The sequence below is a fragment of the Streptomyces paromomycinus genome (assembly GCF_003865155.1).
GTDB classification, from domain to species: domain Bacteria; phylum Actinomycetota; class Actinomycetes; order Streptomycetales; family Streptomycetaceae; genus Streptomyces; species Streptomyces chrestomyceticus.
Map to the genome: position 1 here is coordinate 8,287,198 of NZ_BHZD01000001.1, position 17,943 is coordinate 8,305,140.

General features: G+C 75.3%; 3 protein-coding genes. All 3 read right to left on the minus strand.

Annotated features, from left to right (window positions below; all coding sequences use genetic code 11):
* Position 1: 1 nt before the first annotated feature.
* The 3 genes from OEIGOIKO_RS35855 to OEIGOIKO_RS35865 all read right to left on the minus strand — a co-directional run bounded on the left by OEIGOIKO_RS35855 (position 2) and on the right by OEIGOIKO_RS35865 (position 17,862).
* Positions 2–9,403 carry a type I polyketide synthase gene (locus OEIGOIKO_RS35855; protein ID WP_125057526.1) on the minus strand — a complete coding sequence of 3,134 codons (9,402 nt, stop codon included), beginning with the start codon at positions 9,401–9,403 and terminating at the stop codon, positions 2–4.
* A gap of 59 nt (positions 9,404–9,462) precedes the next feature.
* Positions 9,463–15,837: a type I polyketide synthase gene (locus tag OEIGOIKO_RS35860; RefSeq protein ID WP_125057527.1), complete on the minus strand. Its 6,375-nt coding sequence runs from the start codon at positions 15,835–15,837 to the stop codon at positions 9,463–9,465.
* 363 nt (positions 15,838–16,200) lie between these two features.
* Positions 16,201–17,862 (minus strand): NAD(P)/FAD-dependent oxidoreductase, encoded by a 1,662-nt coding sequence (locus tag OEIGOIKO_RS35865; protein ID WP_125057528.1) that lies wholly within the window; start codon positions 17,860–17,862, stop codon positions 16,201–16,203.
* Positions 17,863–17,943 lie beyond the last annotated feature (81 nt).

Below are 17,943 nucleotides of genomic sequence, written 5' to 3' on the forward strand. Positions count from 1 at the left end.
CTCATTTCTCTGCTGCTGCGTCTGCCGGCAGGTCCGTCCGGACGCCGGTGATGTCCTCGGCCACGTCCGCGACGTCCGCCTGGACCGCGGCCAGGAGCTCGTCGAACGACAGCTCCTCCAGTGCGTCGTCGGGTTCGGGGGGAGCGGGCTGCGTCTGCGTCTGCGTCTGCGGGGGCGCGGCCGGTTCCGGACCTGGGCCCGGGGTGTTCGCGGGTTCCGCGTGGAGCAGGCCCAGGACGTGGGCGGTGAGCCGGGCGATGCTGGGGTGGTCGAAGGCGACCGTGGCGGGCAGCTCGTGGTCCAGGGCCGCCGCCAGCCGCCCCCTGAGGTCGATGGCCATGATCGAGTCGACCCCCATGTCGCCGAAGCCCGCGTCGTCGTCCACCTGTGTGGCGTCGCCGAGCACCTCGCCGGTCATCGACCGCAGCGTGCGCAGCAGATGCGTCTCCCGGTCCCCGGCGGCCAGGCCGTCGAGTGCTGCCCGCAGCCACCCCCGCCGCCGGCCGCCCTGCTCTCCCGCTGCCGCCGCCGTACGCTGCCGGGCCGGTGCGGCGAGCAGTGCCGCCATGGGGTGGCCCGCAGGCGCGGCGGCACCGGCGTCCGGGGCGACCGCGACCGCGACGAGCCGCGAGCGCCGCCCGCCGAGGGCCAGACCGAGCAGTTCCTCGGCCTCCGCGTCGGACAGCGGGCGGATGCCCAGCCGGTCGATGGCCCGCGCGGTCGCTTCGGTGGCGGCGAGACCGCCCTTGGCGCGCGGTGACCACGGGCCCCAGTCGACGCTGGTCGCGGGCACTCCCCGGGCGCGCAGCCACTCGGCCAGCCCGGCGAGGAAACCGTTGGCCGCCGCGTAGTTGGCCTGGCCTGCCGAGCCCAGCACGGCCGACGCCGACGAGCCGAGCAGGAAGGCGTCCAGCCGGTGGTCGCGCAGCGCCCGGGCCAGCGTCACCGCGCCCCGCGCCTTCGCCGCGAACACCGCCTCGAAGGAAGCGGGGGTCTGCCGTTCGAAGGCATGGTCGGCGTTGGTTCCCGCGAGGTGCAGCACGGTACGCAGGGGGAGGTGCCGGGACGCGGCCGCCACCGCCGCCCGGCAGGCGCCGGGGTCGGTGACATCGCCGCTGACCACCTCGACGAGGGTGCCACCGGCGGTCAGCTCGTCGATGACCGCCTGTGCCGCGGCGTCCGGCGCTGACCGGCCCATGAGCGTGATCACCCGCACCCCGCGACGGGCCAGGAAGACGGCGCAGCTCAGGCCGAGCGCGCCGAGCCCGCCGGTGATCAGCGCCGCGCCGTCCGCCGTGCTGTCCGCCGTGCCGTCGGGCCCGGTGGTGCCGTCGTCGGCGCGGCAGGGTGTGAGCCGGGCGAGGTGCACGGTGCCGGCGCCTACCCGCAGTACGGCGCCGGACGTTCCGGAGGCCGTCGCGCGGGTGAGGACGCGGGCCAGTTCCGGGGCGGTCCAGCCGTCGGCGAGGGTGATCCGCAGCAGCGGGCGGCCGGGCTGCTCGGCCGCGAGCGAGGCGACCAGTCCGAACAGGGCGTCGCGCACCGCAGCGGCTTCCACGTCCGGTGTGCCGTCCGGCGTTTCCGTGCCGAGCACGACGTACGGGACCTGCGCGGGCGCGGACCGCAGCGACGCGGCCAGCCGCCAGGACGCCGCGAGGGCCGTGTCGGCGAGCGACCCGGCAAAGCCGTCGTCGGTGTCCGGCGGGGCGCAGAAGCGGGCGTCGACCAGGAGGTCGGTGTCCGGCCCAGCGGGTTCCGGTCCGGTCACCGCCACCACGTGGTGCCCCAGTCCGGTGAGCGCGGCGCACAGTGCGCCCCCGGCGTCCTCTCCGGCGCCGAGCACGCCCACCGTGAGCCCGGCTGCGGCCTCCTCCGTCTCGCCGGCCTCCGCCGCCGCCCAGGTGAGTTCGTAGGCGTGCCGTACGCCCTGACGCAGCGAGCGCTCCAGCAGGGCGCGCGGCGCGGAGCGGAAGCGGAATCCGTCCACGGCCAGTACGGTCGTGCCGACCGCGTCGAACAGGTGCAGGTCGGCCGACTCCACCTGCTGGAAGTCACCGCTGCGCCGCCGCCGTACCGCGCGTACGTGCCCCCACAACTCCGCCGCCCTCCCGGGCCGTCCGGGGAATTCCAGCCGGGCGGCGGCGAACGGGATGGACAGCTCCGCGGCCTCCGCCACGTCCCCGCCGACGGCGAAGACCACCGTGCTCTGGAGGCAGGAGTCCAGCAGCCCGGGGTAGATCTCGTAACCGGCGGGGTCCTCGTTCATCTCCGGCGGTTCGGCGAACCGGACCAGGGCCTCGTCGCCGCGGAGCCAGGCTTCCGCGATCCAGCGGAAGGACGGGCCCAGGTGATAACCGAGGGAGCGCAGATGGGCGTAGAACTCGGCGCCGGTCAGCCGCCGTTCGGCGGCCGCGGTGAACGCGTCGCGGTCGGGTGCCGGCCGTCGCCCGCCTTGAACACCCGGTACGACCCGGGCCGCCAAATGCTCTTGCCAACGCCCCTGTTCGGGGTCGACCAGGCTCTGGACGCTCACCGTGCGCGACCCGTGCGGCTCCTGGGCCTCGATGATCTGAAGCTCGTAGCGCTCACCGTCGTGCAGCACCAGCGCGCGCGGGAAGTGCAGATCCTCCAGCGCGACAGGAACACCTCCGGCGCCCAGCGCGGACAGGGCCGTGGCCGTCTGGGAAGCGCCGGGTACCGAGACCGTGCCGAAGAGCCGGTGATCGGTCAGGTGCGGCGGGTACACCGTGCTGCGCTCGGTGCTGAACACCCGGCCCCGCAGGGCGGGGGAGCGCAACTCGGTACCCCAGGCGGGCCCCCCGGGCGCCGGTACGGACGCGGGCCCCTGCGCGGGCCCTGCCGGGGCAGCCGCGAGCGGCGTCCAGTGGCGGGTCCGGGCGAAGGGGTAGCGCGGCGCGTCACCGCGCGGTCGGGTGGCGCGCGGGTACACCCGGTCCCAGGCGAGGTCCTGGCCGTGCTCGTACAGCACCTTGGCGGCGGCGAGGAGGGACGCCCGGTCGGCCGCGCCGCGCCGCAGCGAGGACGTGAGCCGGTCGTCGGGCAGCAGGCCGCCCGCCCGGACGAGGTTGACCAGGGTACGGTCCGGCCCGATCTCCAGGCAGAGGTCCACGCCGAGCCCGGCCACCTCCCGTACGCCGTCGTGGAAGCGCACCGCACTGCGGGCGTGCCGGGACCAGTACTCCGCGCCGTACGTGTCCGCCTCGGCGAGCCGGCCCGTCACGTTCGACACGATCGGAAGCTGCGCCGGGCCGAACCGCAGCGCGCGCACCCGCTCGTCGAGCACGGGGAGCGCCGGGTCCAGCAGCCGGGAGTGGAACGCGTGCGACACCGTCAGCGCGCGCACCCGCACACCCCGCGCCTTCAGCTCGGCGGCGAGCGCCGAGACCGGCTCGGGCGGACCCGACACCACGGTCGCCTCCGGGCCGTTGACCGCGGCGACGTCCAGATCCCGGCCCTCGGTCCACTCCCGTACCCGCTCCTCGGACGCGGCCACGGCGAGCATGGCGCCCCGCTCGGTGTCCTGCATCAGCCCGGCGCGGTGCGCGATCAGTTCCAGCCCGGTCGCCCGGTCCGTCACCCCGGCGCACACGGCCGCGGTGATCTCGCCGACGCTGTGGCCCATGACCACCGCCGGTGTCACGCCCCAGGACTCCCACAGGGCGGTGAGCGCGAGCCCGAGGGTGACCAGGGCGGGCTGGGTCACCCGGGTCTCGCCGATCGCCGCACGGTCCGCGCCGTACAGCGTCAGGTCCGCCAGCGAGGCGCCGAGCACCGGGGCCAGGTCCCGGTCGCAGGCGTCGAAGACGTCCCGGAAGACCGGCTCCGTCTCGTACAGCTCACGGCCCATGCCGTAGTACTGGCTGCCCTGGCCGGAGAAGAGGAAGGCGATCCGGGGCGCGCGCACCGGCCGCGCCGGGGGCTGGTCGCTGCGCAGCGCGGTCAGCAGCTGCTCCCGGTCGCGTCCGAACAGCGCGCGCCGGTACGGGAAGTGGGCGCGGCCGGCGCCTGCGGTGGCCGCTGCGGGGGCCGTGTCCGGGGCTTTCGTGCCGGGGGCCGGGGCGTCCTGCGGTGCCTGGGTGAGCCACCGTTCCCAGGAGTCGGCGAGGCGTTCCAGCCCCGCCGCGTCCGGTGCGGACAGCGGCACCAGCAGCGGCTCGGGACGGCCGTCCGCGGGCACGTCCCGGGCGGGCCGGTCGTCCTCGGGCGCCTCGGACAGGATGACGTGGGCGTTGGTCCCGGTGAAGCCGAAGCCGGAGATCCCGGCGATCCGGGGCCCGTCGCCGGCCCGCCAGGCCAGCGGGGCGTCCACCACCCGTACGTTCATGTCGGCCCAGGGCACCTGCGGGTTCGGCGTGTCGAAGTGGAGGTTGGCCGGCAGCACGCCGTGCCGCAGCGCCTGCACCGTCTTGACGACCCCGACGACGCCCGCCGCCGACTCGCAGTGCCCGACGTTCGACTTCACCGACCCCACGTGCAGCGGCTCACCGGGGCGGCGCCCCGGCCCCAGGACCCGCCAGGCGGCGCGCAGTTCGATGGGGTCGCCCAACGCGGTGCCGGTGCCGTGCGCCTCCAGGTAGGACACGCGAGATCCGGCGACACCCGCGTCGGCCAGGGCGGCGGTGAGCATCTCCTCCTGGGCGCGGCCGTTGGGCGCGGTCAGTCCCGAGGACATGCCGTCCTGGTTGACGGCGGTGCCCCGGATCAGCGCCAGGACGCGGTCCCCGTCGCGGCGGGCGTCGGCCAGCCGCTTCAGGACCAGTACCCCGCAGCCCTCCGAGCGGACGAACCCGTTCGCGCCCGCGGCGAAGGTGCGGCAGCGGCCGTCCGGCGAGAGCATGTGGGCGCGGCTGACCGCCACCGACGAGACCGGGTCGAGCAGGAGGTTGACGCCTCCGGCGAGCACGGCGTCGGACTCGCCCGCGCGCAGCGAGCGGACCGCCAGATGCAGTGCCACCAGGGAGGACGAGCAGGCGGTGTCCACCGCCATCGCCGGGCCGCGCAGCCCCAGTGTGAACGCGATGCGCCCGGCGGCCGCGTTCAGCGCGGTGCCCGTGCTGTAGTACGCGTCGACCCGCTCGGGCCCGCCGCGCGCCAGCAGGCGGGCGTAGTCGGCGTAACTGATGCCGACGAAGACACCGGTACGGGAGCCCTTGAGGCCCCGGGGGTCGATCCGGGCGTCCTCCAGCGCGTGCCAGACCGACTCCAGCAGCAGCCGCTGCTGGGGGTCGAGGTGCTCCGCCTCGCGGGCCGGGATGTCGAAGAACGAGGCGTCGAACCGGTCGACGTCCCGCAGGAAGCCGCCCTGGTCCGTGGTGATCCGGGCGCTGCCGGCCGCATCGGCCTCGTCACCTGTGTCCGTATGGAAGACGGTACGGTCCCAGCGGCCCTCGGGGACCGTACCGACGCCGTCGCGGCCCTCGCGCAGCAGGTCCCACAGCTCCTCCACCGAGTCGGCCTGCGGGAAACGGCCCGCCATGCCGACGATGGCGATGGGGTGGGGGGTGGTTTCGGGGGAGGGGGGTCGGGCGGGGGTGGCCGGGGCCGGGATGGTGGAGAACGGAACCGGGGCCGGGGCGGTGGGGGTCGGCGCCGCGCCGGACGATGCAGAAGGTGTGGCCCCGGGGCCCGCTGGCCGTTCCCCTCGGAAGCGCTCCAGGAGGAGCCCGGAGAGTTCGGCCGCCGTCGGGTGGTCGAAGACGTCCGCCGCCGGCACCTGGGTGCCGAAGGCGGCGGAGAGCCGGACAGCCAGGTCCACGGCCATGATCGAGTCCAGCCCCAGGTCCAGGAAGCCGACGTCGAGGCGGAGCGCGCCGGGGTCCGCGTGGCCCAACTGGGCGGCGAGCAGCCGCAGTACGTGGGAGCGTACGGCCTCCGGCAGGGCCTTGGGCGGCAACGCGGCCAGCTCGGCCACGACGGACGGCTCGCTCTCGGGGACGGCCTCCCGCGCCGAGTCGCCCCCGGCCCCCTGGGGCGCTTCGCCCTCGGATCCTCGTGCCGAGTCGCCTGCCGCCCGTGCCCCGGCGAACAGCCCGCGCGGCCGCAGCCCCGACAGCACACCGGCCAGCCGCGGCAGGTCGAGCGGACACGCCACGACGTGTGCGGCGGGCGAGCCCGTCGCCGCGCCGGTCAGCGCGGCCCGGCCGGCCGCGGGCGTGAGCGCTCCGACGCCCATGCGGGCGAACCGTTCCAGCGAGGCGGTGTCGGCCATTCCCGCCCCGGCCAGTGCCCAGGGTCCGTACGCCAGGCTGACCGCGGGCAGGCCGAGCCCGGCGCGGTGGGCCGCGAGCGCGTCGAGGGCGCCGTTGGCCGCGGAGTAAGCAGCGCAGTGCTCGGTGCCCCACAGTGCGGACACCGACGAGGCCAGGACGAAGAAGTCCAACGGGCGCCCTGCGAAGGCGAGATGAAGCCACCAGGCGGCTCCGGCCTTCGCAGTCAGCGCGGCCGCGAAGTCCTCGGCCGTCAGTCCGGCGGCCGGGCTCTTGTGAAGGGTGCCGGCGGCGTGGACGACGCCCGCCACCGGCGGCAGCGCGGCGAGGGCCGCCTCGATCGCCGTCAGCGCCTCGGGCGTGTCGCAGCCGCCGCCCCGGTAGACGACATCGACACCGTCACCGCGCAACGCGGCAAGCAACGAGCGGGCTTCCGCCGGAAGTTCCTCCTCCGCCCGCCTGCCGACGAGCAGCAGGTGCCGCGCGCCGCGGTCGGCCAGTTCGGCAGTCAACTCCCGTCCTACGGCGCCGAGTCCGCCGGTGACGAGATAGGTGGCGTCACCGCGGACCGGCAGCCGGGTGCGCGGGCCGGGCACGGTGCGCAGCCGGGCCACGAGCACCGTACCCGCGCGTACCGCCGCCGTGTCCTCGGCGACCGCACCCCCGAGCGCGGCCGAACGGGTCTGCGACACGGCGAAGTCCAGGACCGCCCGGGCGTCCTGCGGCGCGGGACCGGCCGGGAGGTCCACGACACCGCCCCACGCGGCGCCCAGCTCCAGCCCGAGGACCGGTGCGAGGCCGTGCAGCGGGCCGTGGCCGGTCAGCGCCGTCCGGTCCGCCTCCCCGGCACGCAGCACCCCTCGGGTCAGGACGTAGGCGCGGTGCGCCCCGCCGGCCCGCGCGAGCGCGGCGACCGCACCGGTCACCCCTGCGCACAGCCGTGCCGTGGCGGCGACGGGATCGGGAGCGTCGATGGCCTCGGCAAGGGTCCTCGGTACGGCGGGGGCGGCCGGCACCAGGAGCAGGGAGACTGGCGCCGGGCCCACCTCCGCCGTGGCCCAGAACCGGTCCCACCCCTCGGCATCGCCGGGCAGCCGTGCCCAGGTCCAGCCCTCCGGAACGGCCACCGGCGCCGGGGCGAGGACCGTGCCCCGCATGCCGCTTACGGTGGCCTCGGCCACCAGCAGGCTCCGCAGCTCTTCGTCGTCGCCCGCCACCACGACCCCGGCCCCGTGGCGGGCATCCACCGGATCCCCCGAAGCCGCCGGATCCACCGGCCCGGCCGTCTCCCAGACGACCTCGTGCCGCACGGGCAGCCCGGACTCCTCCCGGCCGTCGGCGGCCGGGCCGTCAGTCGTCAGGGGCACCTGTTCCGGCGCGTACCGCTCGCGCTGCCAGGGATACGTCGGCAGGTCCACCACCTGGCGGGAGCGAGCGGTGACGGCCGTATCGGCGTCGTCCGACGCACCGGACTCGCTGGACGGCGCAACGGCCTCGACGGGACCGGCACCGACCGCACCGAGTTCGACATCCGGATGCGCCTCACCGGCAGCCAGGGCCCGCAAGGCGGCCTGCGCGGCCTCCGCATCCGCCGCCGTGATCCGGGCCCGCACCGGCAGTTGCGCCCGCCCGTACGTGGCCGTGCGGGCGAACGCCGCGTACGTGTCCGCTCCGGTGGGCCGGCCGTCGGACGCGAGGTGACCGGCGTACCGGGCGGCCAGCTCGCGCAGCGCGGTGGTGTTCCGCGCCGAGACGCCGAAGCCGGTGACCGGGGCGGCGTCCGCCACCACCGGCTCCGGCGCCGGGCCCAGCACCACCTGGGCGTTGGTGCCGCTCATCCCGAACGAGCTGACGGCCGCGTACCGGCCGGCCCGCTCCGGCCAGTCCAGCAGCCGCTCGGGCACCGTGATCCCGGTCCCCGACAGGTCGATGCGCGGATTGAGGGTACGGAAGTGGACCAGCGGCGGCACCTGGCGGTGGCGCAGGCACAGGACGGCCTTCACCAGGCCCGCCACCCCGGCGGCGCTCTCCAGGTGCCCGAAGTTGGTCTTGACCGCGCCCACCGGCAGCGGAGCGCCGCCGTTCTGCCGGCCCAGCGCGGTGGCCAGCGCCTCCATCTCGATCGGGTCGCCCAGCGAGGTGCCGGTGCCGTGCGCCTCCACGTACCCGATGTCCCGCGGCTCCAGCCCGGACCGTTCGAGGGCCGTCTCGGTCAGCGAGACCTGCGCGAGCACGTTGGGGGCGGTGAACCCGCCGGAGCGGCCGTCCTGGTTGACGGCCGTGCCGTGCAGGACGGCGTGCACCCGGTCACCGTCCCGCAGGGCGTGGTCCAGCCGCTTGAGGACGAGGGCGCCGCATCCCTCGCCGCGGACGAATCCGTTGGCGCGGGCGTCGAACGTCCGGCACAGGCCGTCGGGGGAGAGCGAACGGGTCTCGTGCACCAGGCGCATCGACCGCGCCGACATGATGAGGTTGGCGCCCGCGGCGAAGGCGATCCCGCACTCGCCGCGGCGCAGCGCCTGTGCCGCGAGGTGCACCGCGACCAGCGAGGAGGAGCAGGCCGTGTCCACCGCGACGGCGGGGCCCTGGAGGCCGAGGGCGTAGGCGATGCGGCCGGCCGCGAAGTTGTGGCCGTTGCCCGTGGTGGCGTACGCGTCGGGGGCCGCCTCCAGCCATTCCCGGTAGTCCTGCCACATGATGCCGAGGTACACCCCGGCCGAGGTGCCGCCGAGCGAGGTCGCGGGGATGCCCGCGTTCTCCAGGGCCTCCCAGGTCACCTCCAGCAGCAGCCGGTGCTGGGGGTCGAGATGGCGGGCCTCGCGCGGACTGATGCCGAAGAACCCGGCGTCGAAGTCGAGCACGTCGCCGTCGAGGAAGCCGCCGCGCTGCGGCAGGCCCTTCCAGGCTTCGGCGAACGGGCCCTTGCGTTCCTCGGGCAGCGGGCCGACGAGGTCACGCCCGGCTGCCAGCGCCTCCCAGTAGCTGTCGAGGGTGGCGATGCCGCCGGGCAGCCGCAGCCCGACGCCGACCACGGCGACCGGCTGGGTGCCCTCCTGCTCCGCCAGCCGCCTGCGCAGCGTCCTGATGGTGCCCAGGGCGCGGGTGAGGGGCGTCTGCTTTCCGCTGCCGGACTCGGCCGGCCCGCCGGATGTGCTGGTGCTGGTGTTCTGAGCCATGAACCGGTTTCCTTGCGGTCGGATCCGATGGAGTGGGGCCGGGGGCTGCTCGGCCCGGCTCAGTCCGCCTCCTCGGCGGTCGTGGACAGTTGCCCGGCCAGGGCCGCGGCCAGCGCCTTGGGCGTGCCGTAGGCCCACAGCAGGGTGGGGGAGAGCCGGAGGCCGAACGCCCCCTCCAGGCGGTTGCGGAGTTCGAGGCTCATCAGGGAGTCCAGTCCGAGGGTCTTGAACGGGGTCTCGTGGCCGATGGCGTCCGGTTCCAGGCGCAGCACCCGGCCCGCCAGTTCGCGGACGCGGCTCTCGACTAGCCCGGACCGTTCCGCCGCCGGTACGCGTTCCAGCAGGTCACGGAATTCCGCGGCGTGCGCGCCCGGTCCGTCGCCCTGCCGCGCCGCTTCCCGCAGCCACTGCCAGCTGCCGCACGCGGCCGTCTCGGGGTACGCGTCGAACCACTGCCGGAGGTCGAGCGGTACGTACCCGGTCACCACGTCGCCCCGCTCAAGCATCCGCAGCAGCGCGGGCCAGGCCTCCGCCGTGGTGAAGCCGCCCATGCCGCGCTCCGCCAGCCGCGCGCCGCGCCGGGCGTCCTCGGCGGCGAGCCCGGTGTCGGTGAACGGCCCCCACTGCACGCTCAGGGCGGGCAGGCCGCGCAGCCGCCGGGACTCGGCGAAGGCGTCGAGGGCGGCGTTGGCCGCCGCGTACGCCGCCTGCCCGGCGTTGCCGAACAGGGCCGCGGCCGAGGAGAACAGCACGAAGCAGTCCAGCGGCTCGTCGGCCGTGACGGCCTCCAGGTTGCGGGCACCGTCGGCCTTGGGCCGTACGACGGTCGCGATCTGGTCCGGTGTCACGGTGCGGATCGTGGCGTCGTCGAGCACACCGGCCGCGTGGAAGACGCCGCGGACGGGAGGAAGGTGCGAGGGGAGCGCGTCCAGGGCGGCGCGCAGCGCGGGCAGGTCGGCCACGTCGCAGCGGGCGGTCTCCACGGCGGTGCCCCCGGCGCGCAGTGCCGTCAGCCGGTCCACGGCCTCCGGGCCCGGCGCCGAGCGGCCCAGCAGGACGAGCGCGCCGGCTCCGTGCGCGGCGAGGAACTCCGCCAGCGACAGTCCGAGCGCGCCCAGTCCGCCGCTGATCAGGTAGGTGCCGTCACGGCGCAGGTCGCCGTCCGGCAGGACCAGCGGTTCCACCCGCTCGACGCTCCCGGGGCGCGTCAGGACGCAGGTCTGCGCAGCGCGGTCCGTGGTCGTTCCCTGTAGCGCTTCCCGCAGCGCTTCCCCGGCTCCGGCGAACTCGGCGGTACGGTACGGGACGGGCCGCACCCCGCCGGTCTCCAGCAGGTCCCAGGCCGCGTGCAGGGCCCGGGCCACGCGGTCGGGCGCACGGTCGAGCAGTCCCGCCGCGTCCACCCCGGCGACGGTGACGCCCCGGGCGAGGGCGGCCGCGTCGAGCCGTCCGCCGTCGGCCGTGCCGCGACCGCCGTTCGCCGACGTCTCCGCCGCGATCAGCCGCCCGTCCTCCGCCAGCGCCGCGAGCCCGTGTTCCAGTCCGGGCCCGTCCGCCGGGCCCAGGACGACGTCCACGCCCCGGCCCCCGGTGGCCGTGCGCACGGCGTCGATCCAGGACAGGTCCCGTGCGTCGTACACGGCGTCGGCGCCCAGTTCGCGCAGGGCTGCCCGCTCGTCCGCGTCCCGCGCGGTGGCCAGGACCCGGGCGCCGAGCGCACCGGCCACCTGTGCGGCCACCGGCCCGGACGTGCCGCCCGCACCTCGGATCAGCACCGTCTCCGAAGCTTCCAGGCGCGCCAGGCGGGACAGGCCGTACCAGGCGGTGACCAGGGCCATCGGCAGGGCTGTGGCGTCCGCGTCCGTCCACCCGGCCGGCACCGGACGCGTGTGGCCGGCCCGTACGGTGACGTGGGTCGCCACTGTTCCGGTCCCGACGGCGACCACGCGGTCTCCCGGTACGGGACTCACGACGTCCGGGCCGACGGCCACGACCCGGCCCGCGCACGCGTGGCCGAGCGGGGGGACACCGGTCCCGCGCCCCAGCGGGGCACCCGCGGCCGCACCGGGCTCCACCGCTGCGGCGGTCACCTCGATCTCCACCTCGCCGGCTCCCGGGGCGCGCCGCGTCAACGGTACGTAGCGGGCGCGGCCGTCCGCCCCGACACCGCCGTGCCGGAACGGCTGCGGCCGGGTGTGCTGCGCGGGCAGGGCGGCGAGACGTTCCTCCGACGCCGCGCCGCGCGCCAGCCGCGCGCCGAAGCGCCGCCCGTGGCGCAGGGCCACCTGGTCCTCGCCGTCGTCGGTGAGCAGTTCCGCGGCGCACCGCTCCGCCCAGCCGGTGTCGTCGGCGGCGACATCGACCACCTGGGGCGTCAGTTCGCCGTGCTCGCGCCGCAGGACCCGGGACCAGCCCCAGAACAGGGCGCCACCGGGGTCGGGCAGATCGCCGTCGGACACCGCCTGGGCGCCTGTGGTCACGACGGCCAGCCGGGGCGGCTCACCCAGCTCCGCGCAGGCCCGCACGACGTCGGCGAGCCGGCCCAGGGCGCGTTCCTGTTCCCGCGGTCCGGACTCGGCGCGTGGGGTCAGGAAGGCGACGCCGTTGGGCACTTGGGCACCGTCGAATGCCCCGGTCCCGCCGCTGACCGTTGCCTCGACTCCTGCCGCGGACAGCGCGCCGGCCAGTTCCCGCGCCTCCGCGTCGGCACCGCACACGAGCCACCGGGACGCCACCGGGCCCTGGTCACCGGACTGTCCGGAATCGGCGCAGCCGCCGGTCGAGCTGTCGGTGGAGCTGTCGGCGGCCCCGGCCAGATCCAGCCACGCGAGGTGATGCAGCCGCCCGGCGGACTCGTCCGTGTCGTCGGCGCCCGGCAGCGGTTCGAGACGCAGCCCGTCGAGCACCATCAACGGCGTCCGGGCGGCGTCGAAGAGGCGCACGTCCACGCTGCCGTCCGCACGGCGCACCGCGTGCGACCACAGCGCCGCCACCGGCTCGTCCGGCTCCCGCAGCAGGCGCACACGACGCACCGCCGTGGGCACCAGCGCGCCCTTCCCGCCCCTGTCCTCGCACAGGGTGAGAGCCACCTGCAACGCACCGTCCCACAGCGCCGGGTGCAGTTCGCCCGGCCGGCCGGTCTCCCGCAGCGCGTCGGCCAGGACGACCTCGCCCAGTACCTCCCCCTCAGGGCCGGGGCACAGCTTTTGTACGCTCTGGAAAGCCGGGCCGTAATCGAGGCCGCGCGCGCTCCACCGGCGGTAGAACTCCTCGGCGCCGCCCGTGGCCCCGTCGTCCGGCCCCGCTGACCCCTGCGGCCCCCACTCGGGGAACGGGGGTGCATCGGCCGCGTCGTCCCACCCGTACGCCCGTGCCTCGGCGGTGACCTGCCACGGGCCGCCGCCCTCGGGAAGCGCCAGCAGCCGGAAGCGTCCGCCGTCGGCGAGGTCCGCGTGCCACTCGGCGGTGAGCCGGGCGGGCTGCTCGGACAGCGCGACCTCCTTCACGAAGGCGACGTCCGTCAGCCGCAGCGGCCCCGCACCGCAGCGGGCGCGCGCCGTGTTGACGGCGATGGCCAGCATCGCCGTGCCCGGCAGCACCGCCGTGCCGTGCACCCGGTGGTCGCCCAGCCAGGCCTGGTCCGTCACCGACAGCTCCAGCGGCCCGTGCCAGGTGCCCGCCGCGCCGGGCGCCGGGGACAGGTGCGCGGCGAAGCCGCGGGTGGCGCCGGAGCTGCGGGGGCGGCGCGGCACCCAGTGGCTCTCCGGCCGCAGCGGGTAGCCCGGCACGGGCACGTCCGCGTGCCGGGGCAGCGCGCCGAACGGCTCCAGGCCGGCGACGTAACCGAGGGCGAGGGCCGACGCGACGGCCGCCCGGTCGCCCTGGTCGCGGCGGATCGTGGTCAGTACGGCCGCGGGCTCGGGGCGCGGCGCGGCGAGCTGTTCGACGGCCGGGGCCAGCACCGGGTGCGGGCTGATCTCCACGACGTGGGTGACGCCGTCGTCGAGCAGGGCGCTCATGGCGTCGGCGAACAGGACCGGACGGCGCAGGTTCTCGACCCAGTACGCGGCGTCCAGCTCGGGGCCGTCGAGCAGCCGGCCGCGGACCGTCGACATCAGGGCGACGGCCCCGGCGCGCGGCCGGGCGGGTTCGAGGGCCGCCAGCAGGTCGGTGCGCAGCTCGTCCATCTGCGGGCTGTGCGAGGCGTAGTCGACGTTGACGAGGCGGCAGTACGTGCCCTCGGCCTCCAGCAGCTCCTTGAGCATGAGCACCGAGTCCTCGTCCCCGGAGAGCACACAGGCCCGGGGCCCGTTGTGCACGGCGAGGGCCACACTGTCCTCGAAGCCCTCCAGCGCGGCAAGCGCGGCTTCCCGGTCCAGGTCGACCGCGAGCATCCGGCCCCGGCCCGAGGTGCGTCGCGCGATCGCGCTGCGGCGGGCCATCACGAGCGCGGCGTCCTCGTACGACAGGATTCCGGCGAGAGTGGCGGCGGTGATCTCCCCCTGGCTGTGGCCGAGGACGACGTCGGGCTCGACGCCGGCGGCCCGCCACAGCTCGGCCAGTCCCAGGGACATCGCCCACAGCGTGGGCTGGAGCATGTCGATGCGGGTGGTCCAGGTGTCGTCGGTGCCGTCCTCGAAGACGGCGGTGAGGTCCCAGTCGACGTGCGGCGACAGGGCCTTGGCGCAGCGGCGGATCACGTCCGCGAACAGCGGCACGTCGCGGAAGAGTTCGCGGCCCATGCCCTTCCACTGCGAGCCCTGACCGGGGAAGACGAAGGCGGTACGGCCGTGCGGCCGGGCCCGGCCCAGCACGGCGCCCGGTATGCCGGCCGCCTTGTCGGTGAGTTCGCCGCCGTCGGCCGCCGCTGCGACGGCGTCCAGGGCGGCGCGCAGCCGGTCCGGCTCGGTGACCGTCAGCGCGGCGCGCAGCGGGAAGTGGTCGCGGCGCCAGGCGAGCGTCCCGGCCAGGCCGTCGACTTCGCCGGGGGTCTTCGGGACGCAGTCGGTCAGCTGCCGGGCCCGCTCGGCCAGCGCCGTGCGGTCCTTGGCCGACAGCGGTACGAACACCGGGAGCTCCGCGCTCTCCGCCGCCTCGGCCCGCAACGGCGTGCCTGTGCCGCCAGGTTCGGCCAGCTCCGGATCTCGCGGGGCCGGGCGCCCCCGGGGCACGGCCACCGCGCGGACCGGTCGGCCCTCGGGCGGGCTCGCCACCACGACATGGGCGTTGGTGCCGCCCCATCCGAAGGAGTTGACGCCCATGTACAGCGGGCCGGAGGCGGGGAGCCGCACCGGCTCGCGCACCACCCGCACTCCCAGCTCGTCGAAGGGGATGTCCGGGTTGAGCTGCTCGGCGTGCAGGCTCGGCGGCAGGGTGCGGTGGCGCAGCGCCAGCAGCAGCTTGAACAGGCCGGCCATGCCGGCGCCCGCCTCCAGGTGACCGATGTTGGTCTTGACGGAGCCCACCAGCAGCGGCTGGTCACCCCGGTCGTGGCCCAGGACCCGGCCGAGCGCGCCCACCTCGACCGGGTCGCCGCGTCCGGTGCCGGTGCCGTGCGCCTCGACGTACGTCGGCGCCCCCGGCGGCAGCAGCCCGCCGCCGTACGCCTGGCGCAGCAGGTCCTCCTGGCCCTCGGGGCTGGGCGTCACGAGGCTGTCGCCGCCCCCGTCGTTGTTGACGACCGTGCGGAGCACGACGCCGTGGATGCGGTCGCCGTCGGCCAGCGCCCGCCGCAGCGTCTTCACGTACAGCGCGGCGACCGTCTCCCCGCGCACGAAGCCGTCGGCCGACGCGGAGAACGTCTTGCAGCGGCCGTCCGGGGACAGGGCACCGAAGTGGGTCAGCCCCACCGTCACGTGCGGGTCCAGCATGAGGTTGGTCGCCCCGACCACGGCGGCGTCGATCTCGCCCTGCCGAAGGGCCTGCGCGGCCAGGTGCAGCGCGACCAGCGAGGACGAGCAGCCGGTCTCGACCGCCATGCTGGGCCCGCGCAGGCCGAAGACGTAGGAGAAGCGGGCGGCGATGACGTCGAGGGCGTTGCCCACCAGGCTGTGCGGGGTGGGGCGGGCGCCCCGGTCTTCGCGCAGCAGCTCGTAGTCGTGCCAGGAGGCGCCGACGTACACGCCGGTGCGGGAGCCGGCCAGGAGCGAGGCGCGCTGCCCGGCGTCCTCCAGGGCCCGCCAGCCGACCTCCAGCAGCAGGCGCTGCTGCGGGTCGATGGCGGCCGCCTCGCGCGGCGAGATGCCGAAGAACGCGGCGTCGAACCGGTCCACCCCGTCCAGGAACCCGCCGACCCCCTGGATCCGCCGCTCCGGGTCGAGCTGCTCGCCGGCGTCCCAGCGGTCCGCCGGGACCGGGCCGATCGCCTGGCCGCCGGACCGGAGCAGCTCCCACAGACCCGCCGTGTCCGGGGCGCCGGGGAAACGCCCGGCCATTCCGACGACGGCAAGGAGATCGGAGGGGTCCCGGGAGTCGTAGGGGCCCCGGAAGTCCGAGAGGTCCGGGGAGCCGGCGGAATCCCGGGAGCCGGAGAAGTCCCGGGAGCCGGAGAAAACCCGGGAGTCGGCGGGACCCCGGAAGTCAGAGGGATTCCGAGAGATATTCGCAGTCATTGTCCGAGTCACTTCCTGCAGTCCGGAACTACCTGCCGCACCGTCGGAAACCTAGGCGAACCCGACCCCCCGACACAGCCCCCTTTTTTCTTCTCCGGGCCGCATCACAAACCCCTAGGGGCGCAGTAGGGGGTGCCGGCCGAAGTGCGGCCGAGGCGCTGCGGACACCCCCCTCACGGGGTTCTGCTATCCGCCCATGAGCCGCATCCGGACCAGTCCCTTGCTCGCGTTTATCATCCGCCCGCCGATTTCCTCGGGGGCGTCCCTGCGGCACCAGACCGCGTTCTTCGCCATTTTCCCGGGGGACATGTTGAAACACCGGGTGTCGCGCAGTCCGAGCCGGAACGACGGGGCGATGAAGTCCGCCTGCCGGACGCACTCCAGAATGCGCCGGGCCGCTTCCCTGGGGGCGAGCGAGCCCTCGTCGACCTGGACGCACAGATCGCGGGTGAGCGCGCTCATCGCGTTGAAGCCCGGACTCACCGGAAGCGGGGAACCGGGGTGCGCGGAGTCCTCCAGGTCCCGTAAGACGCTCCGGTCACCGCTGCGCGTGAAGCGGTAGTAGGCGTCCTCCAGCATGACGTTGCCCAGCATCGTGCCGAGCATCCAGGTGCGGTTCACCGCGTTCCACAGCTCGTAGTCACGAAAGCCCACGAACGAGCTGAAGACGAGGTCGTCGTGGAAGTCGAACAGGCCTTGCTGCAGGGTCTCCAGGTACGCGAAGCGCTCGGTCGACCAGTCGCCGTCGCGGGCGGCCGCGATCAGGCGCCAGGCCAGCGCGTTGACGATCTCCATGGTGTTGGTCAGACCGCGGGAGTACAGCGCGTCGATGAACCCGGCCGCGTGCGAGGTGAGGCAGAACCGGTCGCCGACCACCTGCTTGGCCGAGTACTGCAGCCGCCCGGTGGACACCCAGGGCCGTACCGTACGGGCGTCCTGGAACTGCCAGGCGATCTCCGGGAACCGGCCCAGGAACGCGTCGAACTCGGCCTGCGGGGGCGTGTCGTCCTTCGGGAAGGCCCGCGGGTCCAGGGTGAGCCCCACACTGCACAGCGGGTTGAGGGAATCGGCGTGGTTGTCGAACGGGATCACCCACAGCCAGCCGCCGTCGAAGACGTGGTGCAGGGTGCCGTGGTGCCAGGGGTTGGGCTGGTCGTGGCGGGCCGCGGCCGGCGCCCGGTCGAAGGGCCGTACCCCGATCATGTGGGTGAACAGCGACCGGGAGTGCGTACGGGCCCGGGTCGGTGTCTCCCGCAGCGCGAACTTCTCCGCCAGCGGCGACCGGAACCCGCTGCCGTCCACGATGTAGCTGGCCCGGAACTCCCGGCCGTGCTCGGTGCGCAGCACCGCCCCCGACTCCGGGTCGATGTCCACGTCCGTGACCCGGGTGTTCAGCAGCGGCTCGGCACCGTACTTGACCGCCGTGTGGAACAGGTACGCGTCGACGTCCTGCCGGAAGAGGTGGGTCTCGGTGCGGATGGCCTGGGGGACCACCAGCTGGTTGATCTCCTGCGGGTGCTGCGCGCTGCCCTCGCGGTGGTACACGAAGCCGAAGTTCTGCTTCTGGCCGCAGTAGCGCGACACCTGCCGGCTGATGCCCTTGTGGCTGGAGAGCGGCTTGAGTTCGGGGACCCGGTAGCGGTCCGCGATGAGCCGGGTCATCCCCGAGGTGTACGGGATGGTCGACTCGCCCACCGCGAACCGCGGATGGGTGCCGGCGTCCAGCAGCAGCACGCGGACACCGTTGCGGGCGAGCACCGCGCCCAACATGCCGCCGGCCATGCCGGCCCCCAGTATCGCCACGTCGTAGGTGTCCGCGCGTCCCTGCGCGCCGCGACTGTTCTGCATGGCCCTCGCCTTTCTGCTGTGCCGATGAGTCCGTGCCGATGAGTGAGCCGTCGAATGAGCCGATGAGTGGCGGGCGGTGGG

Bases quoted from the DNA above. Each gene is read 5' to 3' on its own strand.
- OEIGOIKO_RS35855 (WP_125057526.1), bottom strand. From the start codon at position 9,403: ATGGCTCAGAACACCAGCACCAGCACATCCGGCGGGCCGGCCGAGTCC.
- OEIGOIKO_RS35860 (WP_125057527.1), bottom strand. From the start codon at position 15,837: ATGGCCGGGCGTTTCCCCGGCGCCCCGGACACGGCGGGTCTGTGGGAG.
- OEIGOIKO_RS35865 (WP_125057528.1), bottom strand. From the start codon at position 17,862: ATGCAGAACAGTCGCGGCGCGCAGGGACGCGCGGACACCTACGACGTG.